This window comes from Mesorhizobium sp. B2-6-4 (genome assembly GCF_006441495.1).
Lineage (GTDB): Bacteria > Pseudomonadota > Alphaproteobacteria > Rhizobiales > Rhizobiaceae > Mesorhizobium.
The window spans coordinates 500,171-518,862 of record NZ_VFUE01000001.1 but is presented as its reverse complement, the minus strand read 5'-3'; the positions used below and the strand labels follow the sequence as shown (position 1 = coordinate 518,862).

The 18,692-nt window shown below is 64.4% G+C and carries 16 protein-coding genes; 5 read left to right on the top strand and 11 right to left on the bottom strand.

The window, feature by feature from the left end:
* Positions 1-147 precede the first annotated feature (147 nt).
* From FJ426_RS02385 to FJ426_RS02375, 3 genes are all read right to left on the bottom strand, one after another.
* Positions 148-1,065: a hypothetical protein gene (locus FJ426_RS02385; RefSeq protein ID WP_140497276.1), complete on the bottom strand. Its 918-nt coding sequence runs from the start codon at positions 1,063-1,065 to the stop codon at positions 148-150.
* Between the two features lie 227 nt (positions 1,066-1,292).
* Complete coding sequence (gene gyrB / locus FJ426_RS02380; protein WP_140525837.1) at positions 1,293-3,764, bottom strand: DNA topoisomerase (ATP-hydrolyzing) subunit B; 2,472 nt, start codon at positions 3,762-3,764, stop codon at positions 1,293-1,295.
* 414 nt (positions 3,765-4,178) lie between these two features.
* Positions 4,179-4,748 carry an NADPH-dependent FMN reductase gene (locus tag FJ426_RS02375; protein ID WP_140497272.1) on the bottom strand — a complete coding sequence of 190 codons (570 nt, stop codon included), beginning with the start codon at positions 4,746-4,748 and terminating at the stop codon, positions 4,179-4,181.
* 231 nt (positions 4,749-4,979) lie between these two features.
* On the opposite strand from FJ426_RS02375, the gene FJ426_RS02370 reads away from it, so the two are divergent.
* Positions 4,980-6,350, top strand: a complete 1,371-nt coding sequence (locus FJ426_RS02370) for a cytochrome P450 (protein ID WP_140824720.1) — start codon at positions 4,980-4,982, stop codon at positions 6,348-6,350.
* 21 nt (positions 6,351-6,371) lie between these two features.
* Here FJ426_RS02370 and FJ426_RS02365 read toward each other — a convergent pair whose 3' ends face one another.
* From FJ426_RS02365 to FJ426_RS02335, 7 genes are all read right to left on the bottom strand, one after another.
* Positions 6,372-7,346 carry a complex I NDUFA9 subunit family protein gene (locus FJ426_RS02365; protein ID WP_140559777.1) on the bottom strand — a complete coding sequence of 325 codons (975 nt, stop codon included), beginning with the start codon at positions 7,344-7,346 and terminating at the stop codon, positions 6,372-6,374.
* Positions 7,347-7,590: 244 nt separating this feature from the next.
* Complete coding sequence (locus FJ426_RS02360) at positions 7,591-7,872, bottom strand: hypothetical protein (RefSeq protein ID WP_140556914.1); 282 nt, start codon at positions 7,870-7,872, stop codon at positions 7,591-7,593.
* A 238-nt stretch (positions 7,873-8,110) separates the two neighbouring features.
* Positions 8,111-9,112: an Ldh family oxidoreductase gene (locus FJ426_RS02355; RefSeq protein WP_140497264.1), complete on the bottom strand. Its 1,002-nt coding sequence runs from the start codon at positions 9,110-9,112 to the stop codon at positions 8,111-8,113.
* Positions 9,113-9,208: 96 nt separating this feature from the next.
* Positions 9,209-10,018, bottom strand: coding sequence for an ABC transporter permease (locus FJ426_RS02350; RefSeq protein WP_140497262.1), 810 nt, complete (start codon positions 10,016-10,018; stop codon positions 9,209-9,211).
* The gene (locus FJ426_RS02345; protein ID WP_140559776.1) at positions 10,018-10,683 is read right to left on the bottom strand and encodes an ABC transporter permease; all 666 of its coding nucleotides are present in this window, start codon (positions 10,681-10,683) and stop codon (positions 10,018-10,020) included. Before FJ426_RS02345 ends, FJ426_RS02350 begins: the two co-directional genes overlap by 1 nt.
* Before the next feature lie 260 nt (positions 10,684-10,943).
* On the bottom strand, positions 10,944-11,744 hold the full coding sequence (locus FJ426_RS02340; RefSeq protein ID WP_140559775.1) for a transporter substrate-binding domain-containing protein: 801 nt from the start codon (positions 11,742-11,744) through the stop codon (positions 10,944-10,946).
* Positions 11,745-11,797: 53 nt separating this feature from the next.
* On the bottom strand, positions 11,798-12,613 hold the full coding sequence (locus FJ426_RS02335) for an ABC transporter ATP-binding protein (protein ID WP_140559774.1): 816 nt from the start codon (positions 12,611-12,613) through the stop codon (positions 11,798-11,800).
* 211 nt (positions 12,614-12,824) lie between these two features.
* Here FJ426_RS02335 and FJ426_RS02330 point away from each other — a divergent pair, with 211 nt between their 5' ends.
* From FJ426_RS02330 to FJ426_RS02315, 4 genes are all read left to right on the top strand, one after another.
* The gene (locus FJ426_RS02330; protein ID WP_140559773.1) at positions 12,825-13,697 is read left to right on the top strand and encodes a dimethylarginine dimethylaminohydrolase family protein; all 873 of its coding nucleotides are present in this window, start codon (positions 12,825-12,827) and stop codon (positions 13,695-13,697) included.
* Entirely contained in the window at positions 13,667-14,338 is a 672-nt protein-coding gene (locus FJ426_RS02325) for a TetR family transcriptional regulator C-terminal domain-containing protein (RefSeq protein WP_140497252.1), read from the top strand. Before FJ426_RS02330 ends, FJ426_RS02325 begins: the two co-directional genes overlap by 31 nt.
* Positions 14,338-15,918: a 5-guanidino-2-oxopentanoate decarboxylase gene (locus FJ426_RS02320; RefSeq protein ID WP_140559772.1), complete on the top strand. Its 1,581-nt coding sequence runs from the start codon at positions 14,338-14,340 to the stop codon at positions 15,916-15,918. Before FJ426_RS02325 ends, FJ426_RS02320 begins: the two co-directional genes overlap by 1 nt.
* 212 nt (positions 15,919-16,130) lie before the next feature.
* Positions 16,131-16,838, top strand: a complete 708-nt coding sequence (locus FJ426_RS02315; protein ID WP_140559771.1) for an SDR family NAD(P)-dependent oxidoreductase — start codon at positions 16,131-16,133, stop codon at positions 16,836-16,838.
* A 111-nt stretch (positions 16,839-16,949) separates the two neighbouring features.
* On the opposite strand, the gene rpsA is transcribed toward FJ426_RS02315, so the two are convergent.
* Complete coding sequence (gene rpsA, locus FJ426_RS02310) at positions 16,950-18,647, bottom strand: 30S ribosomal protein S1 (protein ID WP_140497246.1); 1,698 nt, start codon at positions 18,645-18,647, stop codon at positions 16,950-16,952.
* Positions 18,648-18,692: the final 45 nt, after the last annotated feature.

Genomic DNA, 18,692 nt, shown 5'->3' with positions numbered 1-18,692 from the left:
ACAAGGACGGCACCATGATGCTGCTCGGCGACGCCAAGAAGATGACCGAGGAAATCGTCAAGGCCATGGATCACTGACCCGGTCAGATCGTCCGCATGAAGAAGCCCGGCTCGCCGGGCTTCTTCAGTTTTGGACTTGGGACGATGTTCAACGGCTGGTCAGGAACACGGCCTCCTCGTCGTCGCGCTGCCTGCCGCCGAGGGCGGCCGCGGCGCTGGCGATGAAGGCGCCGATGACCAGCGACAGGGCGCCGAGAAGCGCAAATGTGGCGCTCGCCTTCCTGGCGGTATCGGCCGCCTGCTGGGCCTTGGCCTTGGCGTCCTGCGCCTTTGCCAGCAGCGTATCGACACGCGTCTTGGCGTCTGCTTCCGACAGGCCGGTGCGTGCCGCGACCAGCTGCGACAGGTATGTCTTGTCCTCGGGCGAAACCTCGCCAGCCGCAGCGCTGGCGACCAGGATGCGCGATGCCTGCGCCGCCGCCGCCGCGTCGTTTTGCGGATTGGCTGCCGCCAGTCTCGCCGCGTCCGCCGGCCTGAACAACGAGTCCACCAGATAGGATGTGGCATTGTCCGTCGATGCCCCGCCTGCATTGGCCGATGCACCGGCCGAAGCGCCCTGGGCGGCGCCGGCGGCCACGCTGGATACAGCCTGGACGCCGGAACCCACAGCCGCCGACAGCGCCGAGCCGAGTACGCCGACAACCAGCAGCGTCGCCAGCGCCCATGCCAGGAAGCCATGAGCCGTATCCCGGAAATAAACCTCGTCGGTATGCACGCCCACCCATTTGGTGCGCAGCCGGCCGGCAAGATAGCCACCGAGGCCGGATGACAGCCATTGCACGACGATCAGCCAGACCGCGGTCGAAACCGCGAAGCTGGTGATAGAGGCGCTTGAGCCCGACCATGGCGAGACCATGCTCAACCCCAGGCCGGAGCCGAGCAGCATCAGGATGAAGGTCAATGTCGAGGCGGCGAAGGCACCGGCGATGATCGGACCCCAGCTGATAGCGGTGGCGGACGATTCCACCGCGCCGGGATCATCCGTGATCGACAGGGTGGACTGCATGACAGCCCCCTATCGCGCGAAAAGCATGATGAGAAGGATGATCGGGATTGGAACCCCGAGTAACCAGAGCAAGATGCCGCGTCCCATGGGAGCCTCCTTCGCCAGGAATTGTGATCGATACTGTCACAATGCTGGAAAGAAGCTTCCGTTCCGGCGGTTCGAATGAATCTCGCAAGGGAAACACTGGCGCGACCGACGCGCGCCAATGGTCCCGGGATGACTCCGGATTAAATGTCCAGATTGGCCACCGACAGCGCGTTGTCCTGGATGAACTCGCGCCGCGGCTCGACCTCGTCGCCCATCAGCCGCGAGAACAGGCTGTCGGCGTCGGTGGCGTCGTTCACCTTGACCTGCAGCAGCGAACGCACGTTCGGATCGAGCGTGGTTTCCCAAAGCTGCTCGGCGTTCATCTCGCCCAGGCCCTTGTAGCGCTGCATGGTCAGGCCCTTGCGGCCGGTCGCGAACACCGCGTTGAGCAGTGCCAACGGTCCCGAGATGGGTTCCGAGACATCCTTGCGGCGCAGCACGGGCGGCGCTCCATAGACGTCGCTGAGCCGCTGCGCGTAGCGGTCGAGCTGTCGCGCATCGGCTGAATTGATCAACGCCATATCGAGATGGGCGTATTCCTTGACGCTGCGCACCGTGCGTTCGAACACATAGCCGCCGATACCCTCATTCGAAGTCGACATCCGGCCGGTCCAGCCGCGCTCGGTGTCCTCGGCAATGATGTCGAGACGTTGCGCGATCCGCTCCGCCATCGCATTGGCGCGGCCAAGATCGGCGACGACGTCGGCATTGAGGCCGCCGGCGATCGCCGCCTGCTCCACGACGCCTCTGTTGTAGCGCGTGTGCAGGCCGTTGATGAGCTGGCGCACGGCGAGCGCATCGTCGATCGCCGCCCGCAGGTCCTGTCCGGCGCGAACCTCGCCGGAGCCGAGCGTGAGCGAGGCTTCTTCCAGTCCCGAGCCGATCAGGAATTCCTCGAACGCGCTTTCGTTCTTGATGTATTGCGAGCTCTTGCCGCGCGTCACCTTATAAAGCGGCGGCTGGGCGATATAGAGATGGCCGCGTTCGATCAATTCCGGCATCTGCCGGAAGAAGAAGGTGAGCAGCAACGTCCTGATATGCGCGCCGTCGACATCGGCGTCGGTCATCAGGATGATCTTGTGGTAGCGCAGCTTGTCGGCGTTGAATTCGTCCTTGCCGATCGACGTGCCGAGCGCGGTGATCAGCGTGCCGATCATGTCGGAACTGAGCATGCGGTCGAAGCGGGCGCGCTCGACATTGAGAATCTTGCCGCGCAGCGGCAGGATGGCCTGGTTCTGGCGCGAGCGGCCGCCCTTGGCGGAGCCGCCGGCCGAATCGCCCTCGACAATGAAGATCTCGGACTTCGCCGGATCGCGTTCCTGGCAGTCGGCAAGCTTGCCGGGCAGCGAGGTGACGCCCAGCGAGGTCTTGCGGGTGATGTCGCGCGCCTTGCGCGCGGCCTCGCGCGCCGCCGCGGCCTGGATCACCTTCTCGACCACGACCTTGCCTTCGCTCGGATGTTCTTCGAGCCAGGTGCCGAGCGCCTCGTTGACCAGCCCTTCGACCACGGGCCGGACTTCCGAGGAGACCAGCTTGTCCTTGGTCTGCGAGGAGAATTTCGGGTCGGGAACCTTGACCGACAGTACTGCCGTCAGTCCCTCGCGGCAATCGTCGCCGATCAGCGAGACCTTTTCCTTCTTGGTCAGGCCCGAGGAATCGCCATATCCGGTGATCTGACGCGTCAGGGCGCCGCGAAAACCGGCGAGATGGGTGCCGCCGTCGCGCTGCGGGATGTTGTTGGTGAAGGCCAGCACATTCTCGTGGTAGCTGTCGTTCCACCACATGGCCACTTCGACGGTGATGCCGTCGCGCTCGGCCCTGATGGCGATCGGTTTGTCGATCAGCGGTTTCTTGACCCGGTCGAGATATTTGACGAATTCCTCCAGGCCGCCATCATAGTGCAGCTCATGCCGCACGACGTCGGCGTGGCGGGCGTCGGTCAGCACGATGCGCACGCCCGAATTCAGGAACGCAAGCTCGCGCAGCCGATGCTCCAGCGTGCCGAAATCGAATTCGACCATCGTGAAGGTCTCGGACGACGGAAAGAAGGTGATCTCGCTGCCGCTGCGGCCTTCATAGGTGCCGGGCTGCTTGTCCTGTTCGTAGGTGCCGGTAACGCTCAGCGGCGCGTCGGCATTGCCGTGTGTGAAGCTCATCTCGAAGATCTTGCCATTGCGGCGGATCTTGAGCTTCAGCCAGGCCGACAGGGCGTTGACCACAGAGACGCCGACGCCGTGCAGGCCGCCGGACACTTTGTAGGAGTTCTGGTCGAACTTGCCGCCGGCATGCAGCTGCGTCATGATCACTTCGGCTGCCGAAATGCCTTCGCTGGGATGGATATCGGTGGGAATGCCGCGCCCATTGTCGATGACGGTGACCGAACCGTCGGGATTGAGCGTCACCGTGACGAGATCGGCATGACCGGCCAGTGCCTCGTCGATGGCGTTGTCGACGACCTCATAGACCATGTGATGCAGGCCCGAACCGTCATCGGTGTCGCCGATATACATGCCGGGCCGTTTGCGGACGGCATCCAAGCCCTTCAAAACCTTGATGGAATCTGCGCCGTATTCGGCTTCGGCGCCGTTGGCGTTCTCAGTCTGGTCGCTCATGAAAACCTGTTGTCTAGAGGCGGCTAGTGGAGCGCGAAAAATCGCCCCCGAATCGCGCTTTCAATATTGCCTAGATATAGGCGTTAAAGGTGGTTTTTCCAAGGTTTGCAGGCATTTCCGGGCGGAAAAGCGCACCGTCGGCCAGCTATTGGCGAGAGGCTTTGACCTTAGCCAGCCGGTCGCGCAGGAATTTTGATCGTGAACTTCTATCTTGGCGCCGGCTGCCCCTTCTGCCCGCTCGGCATTGGCAGGGTCGCCAGCCGCCAGAGCTTGCGCAAGTGCCTTCCGCCGCCGCGACGACGGCGATCAAAAAGCACCGGCAGCAAAGCGCATGGCAAACGCAGGCCGAACCGCCCACGGTTCGGTCGTTTGCCGACATTCCGCCTGTCTACGGCGCGGGCGAGCCGGCTTGCATCAGCCGGCGCGCATCGGCTTCAGCGCCTCGCTCCAGCGCAGCAACTCCTCCAGCATGGTTCTTGCCCCGCCCTGCACCTGCTCGCTCGCTTCGAAGGAGCCGTCGGTCCCCAGCAGCTTCTGGTACAGCGGCAGCGCGATGCCTTCCGGAACCGGCATGACGCCGACGGAGGTCAGCAGCGGCTTGAGCGCCTGTGCCGCGCGCAGGCCACCGGAAACGCCGCCATAGCTGAAGATGGCGGCGGGCTTGTATTTCCATTCGCGCGAGAGATAGTCGATCGCGTTCACGATGGCCGGTGCGACGAAGTAATTATATTCCGGTGCCACGAAGACGAAAGCGTCGGCGGCATCGACGGCCTTCGACCAGGCCTTGGTATGATCGTTCAGGTAGTTGCCGAGCCTGGGATGGTGCGGCTCGTCCAGCACCGGCAGATCGAAGGCGGCGATGTCGGTCAGCACCGGTTCGAACTTGCCGTGCTCGCGCGCGAACCGCTCCAGCCAGTGAGCGAAAACCGGCCCGGCCCGGCCCGGCCGGGTGCTGCCGATGATGATGTTCAACTGGTGCTTCAAGGCGGGCTCCTTCGATTGACGGTATCTGTTGGTGACTGTGACCTACGGCAGAGCGCCGTCATGGACAAGACCGCGCCGTTTGGCGAGCGGTCACAATCAGATGATGGGAGCATCGCTCCGTCCCGTCGGGGCACGGGCTTTTATCGTCAGGCCACATGGACGCGCCGTGCGTCAGTCACTACATCGAACGGAGGCAAGGACTAGCGCGACGCGCTTGCCAGCGGAGCAGCCATGGACACTCAGCCCGCCCCCTTCGTTCCGCCGGCGCCGAGGCCGCGCACATCGCCGCCCTCGACGCTGGAGATGATGCGCATCGTCTACCGCAACCCGCTCGAGCTGTGGGGAGAGCCGACCTACAACGAGCCCTGGATCTCGGTGAACGGCGTCGGTGGACCGCTGGTCATCGCCAATGACCCGGGGCTCATTCGCCATGTCCTGGTCGACAATGCCAGGAACTACAAGATGGCGACGGTGCGCCAGCTCATCCTGCGGCCGATCCTGCGCGACGGCTTGCTGACGGCCGAAGGCGAGGTCTGGAAGCGTTCGCGCAAGGCGATGGCGCCGGTGTTCACGCCGCGTCACATCTTTGGTTTCGCGGGACCGATGCTCAAGCGCACGCTTGAATTCGCCTCCCGCTACGAGGATGGCGGCATCTCCGACATTGCCCACGACATGACGCTGCTGACCTACGACATCCTGGCCGAGACGCTGTTCTCCGGGGAAATCGCGGGGGAGCCGGGCAGTTTCGCCAAGGAGATCGACCGGCTGTTCGAGACCATGGGCCGCGTCGATCCGCTAGACCTGCTGCGCGCGCCCGAATGGCTGCCGCGGCTTACCCGCATCCGCGGCCGCAAGACCATGGCCTATTTCCGCAAGATCGTCAGCAATACGGTCAAGATACGCGAACAGAGACTCAGGCGCGATGCCGATGCCGTGCCGCAGGATTTCCTGACCCTCCTGCTCAAGGCCGAGGGGCCGGACGGGCTGACACGCTCGGAAGTCGAGGACAACATCATCACCTTCATCGGTGCCGGCCATGAGACCACGGCGCGAGCCTTGGGCTGGACGCTCTATTGCCTGGCCGAGGCGCCATGGGAGCGGGAAAAGATCGAGCGCGAGATCGATGCCGTGCTGGCGCGCGAGCCCGATCCGACCAGATGGCTGGACGCCATGCCGCTCACCCGCGCCGCCTTCGACGAGGCGCTCAGGCTCTATCCGCCGGCGCCGTCGATCAACCGCGAGCCGATCGAGCCGGAGAACTGGAGGGATCTCCACATCCCGGGGCGCGCGGCCGTGCTGGTCATGCCTTGGGTCGTCCACCGTCACAGGAAGCTGTGGGACAGGCCGGACGCGTTCATGCCGGAGCGGTTCCATCCGGGCAACCGCGAAAAGATCGACCGCTTTCAGTATCTGCCGTTCGGCGCCGGGCCGCGCGTCTGCATCGGCGCCAGCTTCGCCATGCAGGAAGCGATCATCGCGCTCGCCGTCCTGCTGTCGCGTTTCCGCTTCGATTCCATCGCGCAAACCAGGCCGTGGCCGGTCCAGAAGCTGACCACCCAGCCGCAAAGCGGGCTGCCCATGCGGATCACTTCGCGCCTGTAATCGCCCGCCGTCGGCCTATGTTCAGACCGCCGGTTTGCGCTGGAACTGGCCGGCCGCGCGAAAACGCCAGAGATAGCTTGGCAGGATCGTGCCGAGCGCCTGCGGCTGGATGCCGAGGCCGGCAAGCGTGCGGTTGGCCCTGGCGGCCTCCTCCGACACGACATTATGCTCGCGCAATTGCAGCACCTGGTCCTTGGTCAGCAGCGGGTTGGGCAAGAGGCCCAGGATCGACGCCTGCAGGTTCGCCACCCACCACGGCACCGGAACCAGTAGGCGCTTGCGCTCGATCACCGCGAGCATTTCCTGCATGCTTTCCTTGAAAGTAAGCACCTGCGGGCCGCCAAGCTCGTAGATCTGACCGCCCTTGACCTTGCCATCGACCGAGCGCGCCACCGCTTCGGCGACGTCGCCGACATAGACCAGCTGGAACTTGGTGTGGCCGCCGCCGATCAGCGGCAGTGCCGGCGAATAACGCGCCATGTTGGCGAAGCGGTTGAAGAAACTATCTTCCGGTCCGAAATTGATCGACGGCCGCAGGATCACGGCGTCCTTGATCGTCTCCAGAACGGCCTTTTCACCAAGCGCCTTGGTGCGTGCATAGTTGGATGCGGCTTCCAGGTCGGCGCCCAGGGCCGAAATATGGGTCAGGCCGGCGCCCGCTGCGCGTGCCGCTTCGGCCACGGCGCGAGCGCCGAATTCGTGCACGGCCGTGAATTTCTGCCGCCCGCTCTCATGCAGCACGGCAACCAGGTTGACGACATGATCGGCGCCCTGCACGGCGCGATCGACCGACCAGCGCACGCGCACATTGGCCTGCACGGGCTGGATCTGGCCGACATTGCCGAGCGGCTGCAAATGGCCGGCGAGATCGGGCCGGCGGCAGGCGACCCTGATGCGATAGCCGCGCTTGGCCAAGGCCCGCACCACGTGGCGGCCGACAAAGCCCGACCCGCCGAAAATGACGACGAGCTTGGGGGTCTGCAGGATTTCGGTCATGGCTGGCTCCGGCGCTCGAAAGCTTGGCTGAAGCCGTTTCATAATCCGTTTCGCGTCAAACGCAAAGGGTGACGCGTCGTCGCTGTGAAGCGGCTTTCCCAGGAAAAACAGCTTGGGAATTGCATCAGGACAAATGCGCTTCAGAACGCCTTGCCTGACGCAGAAAACCCCGCCGAGGCGGGGTTTTCCGGATGACATCCATGCGAAGCCAGGGGCCGACGGAGCGGCCTGACCTGAGACGGTATCAGGAGGGCGTGAAGCAAGTACGCCCACCCCAGCCCTGGACATCCGACATGGTGCCACCGACCTTCTTGCAGGCCGCGATGAAATCGGTGCTGCAACTGGCGAATTTCGCGTGACCGTTCTTGCAATAGTGGTCCTCGGTAGCGCCGCCGCCCGGCGCGGCAATGACGCCTGGACTGGACGGCTTGACCGGCGCGGCCTTCAGGTTGGCCGCCTGGGTCGCGCCCATGAACGAGCCGAGGAGAAGGACTGCGGTCAGAATGGTTGTCTTGGTGCTGGTCATGGTGGTATCCTTTCATTGAGGTTGGGCTTTCCGGGACGCGAAGGGCATGCCTTGGCGTGGAGCAGGTTTCGATGTGACTTGCTGTTCCCCCGGTCTGAATCGGGCAAGCTCATCCTGCCCTGGACAGGCATTGGTCGCCCCGACGCTCGAAAAGGTTCAGACCGCGCGCGAAAAAAACACGCATGGCCATGCCGCGGGCAGGCGCCGGCAGCTGATGAGCTGAAAAGAAGAATTTATTTCAGGCCGAATAGCGCTCGGCGAATTCGGAAATGCGCTGCACCACGGCCTTGGAGACCTTGATGCCCCGTGCCGCGGCCTTCTCCGCCGCCTCGGCCCGGGAGCGGCCCGGTATGTGCACGCCGTAGCGCCGGCGCAGCCGGTCGAGCTGATCCTTCATCCGCTGCTCGAAATCCGGATCGAGCAGCTTGGGCTCGACGGCCAGCACGAACAGGCCGGTGCCGGGATTGTCCGGGCCGCCGGTGAACCAGGGCGCATCGAGCGACCAGTTTGCCCCCGACAGACCCGCCGCCAGCACCTCGACCATCAGCGCGATGTTGGCGCCGCGCTGGCCACCGAAGGCGAGCATGGCCCCCTTCATGGCTGCGGCCGGATCTGTAGTGGGATTGCCGCTGGCATCGAGCGCCCAGCCTTCGGGGATCTTCTTGCCGTCCTCGGCCGCCTTGCGGATATTGACGAAGGCGGTGGCGCTCGACGACTGGTCGATGACCAGCGGCGGACCGTCGGCGGCGGGTGCGGCGAAGGACATCGGGTTGGTGCAATAGACCGGCTTGACCGAGCCCGAACCGGCAAGCACGGCGGGACCGTTGGTGGCGGCGAAGGAGACTAGCCCCTGCGCTGCCAGCCTTCCGGTAAAGTAGCCGAGGGCGCCGCATGTATAGGCATTCTTCTGCGAAAAGATGGCGACGCCGAACAGTCTTGCCGCCTTGGCGAGCTCGTCGAGCGTGCGGTCGAAGCCGGTATGCGCCAGCCCGCCTTGCGCATCGGAAAGATAGACTGCTAGCGCCGGCCGGGTGATCACCGGCTCGGCATTGCCGTCGATGCGGCCGGCCTCCAGCGCTTCGAGATAGTCGATGAAATGCGACAGCCCGACGGTCGAGAGTCCTTCCGCCTCGGCCGATATGATCGAGGCGGTGAGCGATTGCGCCGCTTCCTCGTTGGCGCCCGCACCCAGCGCCGCCATGCGGCACAGCCCGGTTGCCTGTTCGAGACTGAGTTGCATGGCGACTGCCTTTAGTGAGTGGTGAGTAGTGAGTAGTCAGCAATGGGTGGTGGCGACTAGCCACTTCCTACTCACTAACCCCTACTCACTAGGTCCCTAGCCGATCTTGTTCGGAATCCGCGCCTCGATCCTGCCGAAGGCGAAGACCAGAATGCCGGTGATCGCCATATAGATCAAGGCAAGCAGCAGCAAGGGCTCATAGGTGAGGTAAGTGTCCTGTCTGACCTTCGACGAAACGGCGAAGATGTCGATGACGCTGATGGTAGCCACCAGCGGCGTCGATTTCAACTGCAGCACGGTTTCCCCCGTCAGCGTCGGCAGCGCCCGGTAGAAGGCCTGCGGCAGCCAGATACGCCGGAAGATCTTCCAGCGGCTCATGCCGAACGCACGTGCGGCTTCGAGCTGCCCCTTCGGCACGCCGGCAAAGGCGCCGCGCATCACTTCGCCTTCGTAACCCGCGAAGGAGAGCGTCAGCGCCAGGACGGCGTAAGGCCATGCCTGCCTGAGATAGGGCCACATCCAGGATTCGCGGATCCACGGATATTGCGGAAACAACGAACCCAGCCCGTAGTAGAGCAGCCACAGCTGTAACAGCAGCGGCGTTCCCCTGATGACGGTGCAGAAGACCTTCGCCGGCGCCGCGAACCAGATCGGGCCGCCAGCCTGTGCCAATCCGACCGGCACGGCGATCAGGAAGCCCAACAGACAGGTGACGGCCAGGATCCACAGCGCGCGCCAGATGCCGAGCAGGGCCAGGCCGTAATATTGCGGCAGCCAGTCCCAGCGCATGAAGAACGCAGCGGACAGCACCAGCCCCAGCGCAATCAGGATCAGCACGATACGATGCGGCTGCAGCCAGAGCGAGGCGCGGGCCGCGCTGTTGATGATGGCCGCTTCGCTCGCCATCAGCGCGCCTCCTTGATCGACGGCATGCCGCGCCGCGCCCATTTCTCGACGCGACCAAGGACGAGGTTCGAAAACAGCGTCACGGCCAGATAGAGCATGCCGGCCGCGAGATAGAATATCAGGTAGGCCTTGGTGACGCCCGCCGCCTGCCGCGTCGCCAACGTCAGTTCGAAGAAACCGACCACGGCCAGCAGCGCCGTATCCTTGGTGGCGATCAGCCAGAGATTGGCGAGACCCGGAATGGAGAAGGGCAGCATTGCCGGCAACGTGATGCGCCGCAAGAGAAGGCCGGGAGACATGCCGTAAGCGCGGGCGGCTTCGATCTGGCCTTGCGGGACGGCAAGGATGGCGCCGCGTATGACCTCGGTCGAGTAGGCGCCCTGGACGAAACCGAGCACCGCGATGCCGGCCACCAGCCCGCTGATGTCGACGCGCTGATAGCCCATGGCGGTCAGCATCTGGTTTATCAGGTCGGTACCGGCGTAGTAGAGGAGCAGGATCAGCACCAGTTCCGGTACCGCGCGCACGATGGTCGTGTAGACCGCCAGCAGGTCGCGCACCACGGGGCCGCCATAAAGCTTGCCATAGGCACCGCCGGTTCCGATCAACAGTCCGACGATCGTGGCGCCGACGGCGATCTCAAGCGAATGCAGCAGCCCAAGCATGAGCGTCCCGCCCCAGCCGACGGGCGCGGGCGACAGGAGTTCGATGATGCCGGCCGCAGAGGCCGGAAGAAATGAATCGATCAGCTTCGCCCCCGGATTGCTGGCTCAATCCGCCGGCGCAAGCCGCCGGCGGCAAGGGTGCGTGGGAAAGGTCGGGTTGGAGGACTTGGCGTCAGTGCCTTGTCTTCCAGCCCATGCGATGGTCGTCAGTCCGACTGCGTGGCACCAACGCGTCAGTCCGGCTGCATGGCATCGCCACGTCAGTTCGACTGCGCGCCGCTGCCACCATATATGTCGAAATCGAAGTATTTCTTCGAGATCTCGTCATACTTGCCATTGGCGCGGATCGCCTTGATGCCGGCGTTGATCTTTTCCTTCAGCTCGGTGTCTTCCTTGCGCACGCCGGCGCCAACGCCCGGTCCGAGCACTTCGTCGTCCGGAGCCACCATGCCCTTCAGGTCGCAGCAGGCTTTGCCCTGGTCGGTCTTGAGGAACTCGCCAAGCGCGATGGAATCGGCCTGGACCGCATCGAGGCGCCCGGCGGCAAGGTCGTTGTTGGCCTCGTCCTGCGTCTGGTACTCCTTGATCTCGGATGCCGTGGCGCCGAAATGCTTCTTGGCGTAGACGGCATGCACGGTCGATACCTGGACGCCCAGGATCTTGCCCTTGAGATCGTCCGGCGCGGAGCCGAATTTCTGGTCCTTCGGTCCGATGATCGCCGTCGGCGTGTTGTAGTACTTATCCGAGAAGTCGATCGTCTTCTTGCGTTCGTCGGTGATCGACATCGAAGAGACGATAAGGTCGATCTTCTTGGTGGTCAGCGCCGGGATGATGCCGTCCCAGGCGACGGGCGTGATGACGCAGTCGAGCTTCTCCTCGGCGCAGACGGCGTCGATGAACTCGATCTCCCAGCCGACCCATTTGCCCGAAGCATCCGGCGAGGTGAACGGCGGATACGGCTCGGCGGCGATGCCGATCTTGACCGGATCGGCCTTGGCCACGCCGATGGCGGCGACGCCGAGCAGCAGCGCTGCGGCGAACGTCTTCAGAACAGTCTTCATTTTACGACTCCCAGTTTGTTGTTGGTTCCCGGTTTTCTTCCGCCCTCGGTTTGCTAGCCGATGTTGCGAATGAATTGCTTGAGCCTTTCGGATCTGGGCGCGCCGAAGATCTGTTCCGGCGGGCCTTCCTCCTCGACCAGTCCATTGTAGAGATAGACGACATGCGTCGCGACCTCGCGCGCGAACTTCATCTCGTGGGTGACCAGCACCATGGTGCGGCCTTCGCGCGCCAGGTCGCCGATCACTCTCAGCACCTCGCCGACCAGTTCGGGGTCGAGCGCCGACGTCGGTTCGTCGAACAGCATGACGCGCGGATTGATTGCCAATGCGCGAGCGATCGCGGCGCGCTGCTGCTGGCCGCCCGACAGGTAGGCCGGATAGACATCCCGCTTTTCGGCGAGGCCGACGCGGACGAGAAGCTTTTCGGCCTGGGCGATCGCCGCGTCGCGCTTGACGCCCAGCACATGCACGGGAACCTCGATGACGTTCTCGATCAGCGTCATGTGGCTCCACAGATTGAAGTTCTGGAACACCATGCCGAGCTTGGAACGGATGCGTTCGATCTGCTTGCGGTCGGCCGGCACGGTATGGCCGTGGCTGTCGGCCTTCAGCTTGATCTCCTCGCCATTCACGCGAATGATGCCGCTGGTCGGATTCTCCAGGCAGTTGATGCAGCGCAACAGCGTCGATTTGCCTGAGCCCGAACCGCCGATGATGGCGATGACCTCGCCGTCGCGCGCCGACAGCGAGACGCCCTTCAGCACGTGCAGCTCACCGAATTTCTTGTGCAGGTTCTCGACGTGGATGGCTTCGGCGGCGCCATTTTGCGCCTCACCGGATGGGGCTGCGGCAACTCCCGCCGTGCTCAACGGGTGACCTCCGTGTAGTCGATGGCAGCTCGTCGAACGTCTACCCGGCTAATCAACATACGCTGTACTGCCCCGCTCCAGACTTCAGCATGGACCCAACAGCGCGAGCCCGTCAATCCCGCTCATTACGGCACTTGCGGCCTTGTTGTGCAAGTGTATAAATAGCCTTTCATGAAATTTTCTCGATTTTTTTCAGCTAAAAAGGGCACCGATGAGCGCTTTCGGATCACAGTCCATGGCGGCGACGCTGCGGCGCGTGCTGATGCGGTCGGCGGCCAACGCCATGCGCGACGCCGACAGATCTGCCTGGCACTATGGCCCGGGGTTCAATCCGGCGAAAGCTGCCTCGCAGCACGCGGCCCTTGCTGAGTTGGTAGCGGCTTCCGGCGCTGAAATCGAATGGATCGAAGACAAGGCCGACGGACTTTCGGATTCGGTGTTCACGCACGACCCATCGCTGATGACCGGTCGCGGCGCGCTGATCCTGTCCATGGGTAAGCCACTACGCGCCAGGGAGCCCTCGCTGCATGAGGAAACCTACACAAGGCTGGGCATTCCGATCCTCGGCCGCGTCGAGGCTCCTGGTCAGGTCGAAGGCGGTGATTGTGTCTGGGTGGACGCCCGCACGCTGGCGATCGGGCGCGGTGTCCGCTCCAACCAGGAAGGCATCCAGCAGGTTTCCAACCTGCTGACGCCGCTGGGCGTTTCCGTCTACGGCTTTGATCTGCCGCTGTGGCAGGGCGAAGAGGCGTGCCTGCACCTGATGTCGGTGATCAGCCCGTTGGCCGACGACCTCGCGCTGGTTTATTCGCCGCTTTTGCCGGCCCCGTTCTATCAAATGCTGAAGGCACGCGGCATCCGGCTGGTCGAAGGCGATGCCGAGGAGTTCGCTGCTTCCAACGGCCTCAGCCTTAACGTACTGCCGACTAGCCCGCTCAACGTCATTGCCGTCGCAGGCTTTCCCAAGACCAAGGCCGCGATGGAGGCCGCGGGCTGCATGGTTGAAGTCTTCGAGGCGGATGCGCTCTGCATCGCCTGCGAAGGTGGGCCGACATGCCTGACGCGGCCGATCCTGCGCCAATGAATGCGCCATCCCGCCGCAAGTTTCGTCGCGAGGGCGAGGAGCGGCGGCGGCAGGATCTGATCGAGGCGACTCTGGACAGCGTGGCCGAACATGGGCTGCAGGGCGCCACCTTGCGCACCATCGCATTGCGTGCCGGCGTCACCGCGGGGCTGATCCGGCACTATTTCCCCGGCAAGGAAGAACTGCTGCAGGAGGCCTATACGGCACTGGTCGGCCGCATGACCGAGCAGGCGAAAGCAGCATTGGTCATGGAAGATGCCTCGCCGCGGCAACGCCTTGCGGCTTTCGTCACCGCCAACCTCAACGCGCCGATCATCGACGCGCGGGTTTTTTCGCTCTGGGCAACCTTCATCGGCCGCGCCGGTGCGGATCCGACCCTGGCCCGTGCCCACCGCGAAGGCTATCTCGGCTTTCGCAACGAGGTGGAGGCGGTTGTGGCCGAAGTGCTCGCCGCCGAACAGTGCAAGCCGGACGCAAGCCAGTTGCGCCACCATGCCATCGCGATCAACGCGATCATCGACGGACTCTGGATCGAAGGCTGCCTGGCCGGCGAGATGTTCTCGCCCGGCGAATTGGCGGCGATTGGGATCAAGGCTGTCGAAGCCGAGCTCGGCCTCGAGCCGGAAAGGGGAGAACACTAATGACCACCATTGGCGAAGCGTTGATTTCACTGCTCGAGGCGCATGGCGTCGACACCGTGTTCGGTATTCCCGGCGTCCACACGGTCGAGCTTTATCGCGGGTTGGCGCGTTCGAGGATCCGCCATGTCACGCCGCGCCACGAGCAGGGCGCGGGCTTCATGGCCGACGGCTATGCGCGCGCCGGCGGCCGGCCGGGCGTCGCCTTCGTCATCACCGGCCCGGGGCTGACCAACACCATCACCGCCATGGCACAGGCGCGCGCCGATTCGGTGCCGATGCTGGTAATCTCGGGCGTCAACGCCACGCCGACGCTTGGCAAGGGCCTGGGCTTCCTGCACGAGCTGCCGGACCAGCGCGGCATGATGGAAAAGGTGGCGCTGTTTTCGCAACGTATCACCGAGGCCGGCGAACTGCCCGGCGCGCTCGCCCGTGCCTTCGCGCTGTTTTCCTCGTCGCGGCCGGGCCCGGTGCATATCGAGATTCCGACCGACGTCATGGTCAAGCCTGCCGATGGGATCGCGGCGGTGCTGAGCAATGCCGCGCCACCGGCTGCCGGGGCGACGGCCATCGCCGCGGCGGCCAGCCTTTGTGCGGCGGCTCGGCTCCCGCTCATCCTGGCCGGCGGCGGCGCCAAGCGCGCCGAGGATGCGCTGCGGCGCCTGGCCGAAAGGCTGGGCGCGCCGGTCGTCGAGACGACCAATGCGCGCGGCCTGCTCCACCGCCATCCGCTCTGCGTACCGGCCAGTCCCAGCCTGAAAGCCGTCCGCGCGCTGATGGACGAGGCCGATCTGGTCATTGCCGCCGGCACCGAGTTCGGCCCGACCGATTATGACGGCTATGGCGATGGCGGATTTGTCCTGCCGGCCAATCTGATCCGCATCGACATCGGCGCCGATCAGCTGGCGCGCCGTCCGGCGACGGTGGCCATCCATGCCGACTGCGCCGAGGCGATCGAAGCCTTGCTTGCCGCGCTCGGCTCGGTCGACGCGGGCAGGCAGGACGGGAAGAACCGCGCCGCGGCGGCGCGAAAGGCGGCTCGCGCCGAACTGACTCCCGTCCATGCGGCGCAGGTCCATGCGGTGGAAGCCATCCGCGACGCCCTGCCGGGCGCGATCATCGTCGGCGACTCCACCCAGCCCGTCTACGCCGCCAACCTCTATTACGATCACGACCGGCCGGGCGGCTGGTTCAACGCCGCCACCGGCTTCGGCGCGCTGGGCTACGGCCCGCCGGCGGCGGTGGGCGCGGCGCTCGCCATGCCAGACGCGCCGATCGTCTGCCTCACCGGCGACGGTGGCTTCCAGTTCACCTTACCCGAGCTTGGCGCGGCGCTTGATGCCGCGGCACCCGTTATCTTCGTCGTCTGGAATAACAGGGGCTATCGCGAGATCGAGACTTCGATGCTCGACGTCGGCGTGGAACCCGTCGGCGTGTCCCCGGCACCGCCGGATTTCTGCAAACTGGCCGAGGCCTATGGCATCGGCGCCGAACGGATCGCCGATACCGGCGCCTTACCACTCGCGCTGAAGCGCGCCCGGGCAACGGGGTTGCCGCGCGTCATCGAAATCACGGTCGAGTGAAGCTTCACGCCGGCGTCGATTTTCCTACTTGCATCGTGGTCATTCGCCGGCTTGGCTTTTGCGCGGCAACAATCGCCGCTGCCCGACACATGCAAAGACGCGACGGCTGCCATGTCGAGATATCAATTGAGTGATCGCACGAAAGGCGCGACGCTTCGCGTCGGCGCGGCGAAACAAGCGACATAATCAAAAAAAGACAGGAGCGGTCCAGGATGACGGAAACACTTCAGGGCAGGCACATCGTTGTGACCGGTGGGACCGGTGCGCTCGGCGGCGCGGTCGTCGGCAAGCTGCTGGGCGAGGGCGCGGTCTGCCATGTGCCGAACGCCCATGCCGCGGCACCTTCGCATTTCCCTTTCACCACCGACGAGAACGTCAGGCTGGCACACAATGTCGACCTGTCGGACTCCGCCAAGGTCGAAGCCTTCTATGCCCAGGTTCCCGCCCTGTGGGGATCGATCCATCTGGCCGGCGGCTTTGCCAAGGCGCCTGTGGAGAAGATCGAATCCGCCTCCTTTGCCGAGATGATGGATACCAATGCCCGCACCGCGTTCCTGTGCAGCCGTGCGGCGGTGCGCTCGATGCTGGCGGCGGGCACCGCCGGCCGCGTCGTCAATGTCACGGCACGCGCCGGGCTCGATCCGCGCCGCGGCTCGGGCATGGTCGCCTATGCCGCCTCCAAAGCAGCGGTCGCGGCGATGACGGTGGCGATGGCGGAAGAGCTGAAGCACCAGGGCATCCTGGTCAATGCGGTGGCCCCCTCGACGCTCGACACGCCGGCCAACCGTGCCGACATGCCGGATGCCGATTTCAGCAAATGGGTCAGCCTTGAAGCGGCGGCCGAGGCCATCGCCTACCTTGCCTCGCCCGCCAACCAGGCGATGAGCGGCACGCTGGTGCCGCTCTACGGTCGCGCGTAACGCGCATAGTTGACTTCGACGATCCTCGGGCTGCGTCCGAGTTTCCGACAAAGAAAAACCCCGCCGGATCGCTCCGGCGGGGTTTTGTTTCGGGCCTGTGCGAAAGGGCGATTAGCTGCCCTGCTTCTTCAGCGCGGCGCCCAGGATGTCGCCCAGCGAGGCGCCGGAGTCGGTCGAGCCGTACTGGGCGACCGCTTCCTTCTCCTCGGCGATTTCCAGCGCCTTGATCGAGACCTGCAGCTTGCGGGTCTTCTTGTCGAAGGCGATGACGCGGGCGTCGACCTTCTGGCCGACGGTGAAGCGCTCGGGGCGCTGCTCGTCGCGGTCACGGGAAAGGTCGGAGCGCTTGATGAAGGTCTCGATGCCGCTTTCCACCAGCCGCACTTCCAGACCGCCATCCTTGACGCCGATGACCTCACAGGTGACGACGGCGTTCTTGCGCAGCTCGCCTGAAGTCGCCGCTTCGCCAACCGTGTCGCGGGCCAGCTGCTTGATGCCGAGCGAGATGCGCTCCTTCTCGATGTCGACGTCGAGCACCTGCGCCTTGACCATGTCGCCGCGATTGTACTCCTCGATCACCTGCTCGCCCGGACGGGTCCAGTCGAGGTCGGAAAGGTGCACCATGCCGTCCACGTCGCCTTCCAGGCCGATGAACAGGCCGAACTCGGTCTTGTTCTTGACCTCGCCCTCGACCTGGCTGCCGACCGGATGGCTGCGAGCGAAAGCCTCCCACGGGTTCTCCAGCGTCTGCTTGAGACCGAGCGAGATGCGGCGCTTGGCCGGATCGACTTCGAGCACCACGACATCGACTTCCTGCGTCGTCGACAGGATCTTGCCGGGATGCACGTTCTTCTTGGTCCACGACATTTCCGAAACGTGGATGAGGCCTTCGATGCCCGGCTCCAGCTCGACGAACGCGCCGTAGTCGGTGATGTTGGTGACGGTGCCCTTGATCTTCTTGCCGATCGGGAACTTGGTGCCGATCTCCGACCAAGGATCGCTCTCGAGCTGCTTCATGCCGAGCGAGATACGGTGCGTTTCCTGGTTGATGCGGATGATCTGCACCTTGACCGTCTGGCCGATGTTGAGGATCTCGGTCGGATGGTTGACGCGGCGCCATGCCATGTCGGTGACATGCAGCAGGCCGTCGATGCCGCCGAGGTCGACGAACGCACCGTAGTCGGTGATGTTCTTGACCACGCCTTCGACAACCTGTCCCTCTTCGAGGTTCTGCACGATTTCCGAACGCTGTTCGGCGCGGCTCTCCTCGAGCACGGTGCGGCGCGACACCACGATATTGCCGCGGCGGCGATCCATCTTGAGGATCTCGAAAGGCTGCGGGTTGTGCATCAGCGGCGAGACGTCGCGGATCGGGCGGATGTCGACCTGGCTGCGCGGCAGGAACGCCACGGCGCCGTCGAGGTCGACGGTGAAGCCGCCCTTGACCTGGTTGAAGATGACGCCTTCGACGCGCTCACCCTTGGTGAACTTCTCTTCGAGACGCACCCAGCTCTCTTCGCGGCGAGCCTTCTCGCGCGACAGCATGGCTTCGCCAAGCGCGTTCTCGATGCGCTCGACATAGACTTCGACCGTGTCGCCGACCTTGAGGGTGGATTCCTTGCCCTTGGCGCCGAATTCCTTCAGCGGCACGCGGCCTTCGACCTTGAGGCCGACGTCGATGATGGCCATGTCCTTTTCGATCGCGGTGATCGTGCCCCGGACAACCTGGCCCTCGCCGGAATGGCCGGCGGTGAATGATTCTTCGAGCATGCTCGCGAAATCATCGCGAGAGGGATTTGCTACAGACATTGTTTCTCCTGGAATGCCCCGCATCTTTTTAGCGGAGCGTGCGCC